This window comes from Kingella pumchi (genome assembly GCF_022288825.1).
GTDB classification, from domain to species: domain Bacteria; phylum Pseudomonadota; class Gammaproteobacteria; order Burkholderiales; family Neisseriaceae; genus Kingella_D; species Kingella_D pumchi.
In genome coordinates, this window is sequence record NZ_JAKOOW010000028.1 from 31,816 (window position 1) to 32,369 (window position 554).

Annotated in this window: 1 protein-coding gene; it reads right to left on the reverse strand. The window is 53.2% G+C overall.

Features of this window, described 5'->3' with window-relative positions; genetic code table 11:
- Nucleotides 1-185: hypothetical protein (locus tag MB824_RS08435; RefSeq protein WP_238748018.1), on the reverse strand; the 185-nt coding region annotated here is incomplete at its 3' end.
- Nucleotides 186-554 lie beyond the last annotated feature (369 nt).

Sequence of the window (554 nt, forward strand, 5' to 3'; positions counted from 1 at the left end):
GGCGGGGAACCGTCTTCCGCAAGTTCGATCTCAAAATAAACAATCTGCTCCCCGCCCGTGCATGACCCAACCGTAGAGATATTCGGCTTCGTGAAAACTATTGTTGTCAAACGAGCCGCCCACATCAAAAAACACGGCGCGTTTGGTATCGATTCCGTGCTCTCGGCAAACTTGCGCCAAGACATCAGGCAGGCCGTGTTCGCGCTAATAGCGGGCTTCCCGCAGGCAGTTTTCCTTAATCTGTTTGTTTTGTGATTGGACATCCGAGCCGCGCGCCATTGTTACCTCCGCAAGAAAAAAGCGGATTATCGGCCAACTGCGTGTCTATACAAAACCGCTTTCAGGCCGCACTGTTTGGGAACCGCAGGGCATTGCGAAACTTCGGATGCAGCCTGCGCAGCGCAGTGGCGACGCCAAAACGGCAAGGAAGAGGCCGTCTGAAAAAGGGTTTCAGACGGCCTTTTGTGCGGCGGATATCGCAGGGAGAGACCTTTGCAAAATCCCCCCAAAATCCCCTAAATTCCCACCAAGACATTTAGGGGATTTCTCATGAG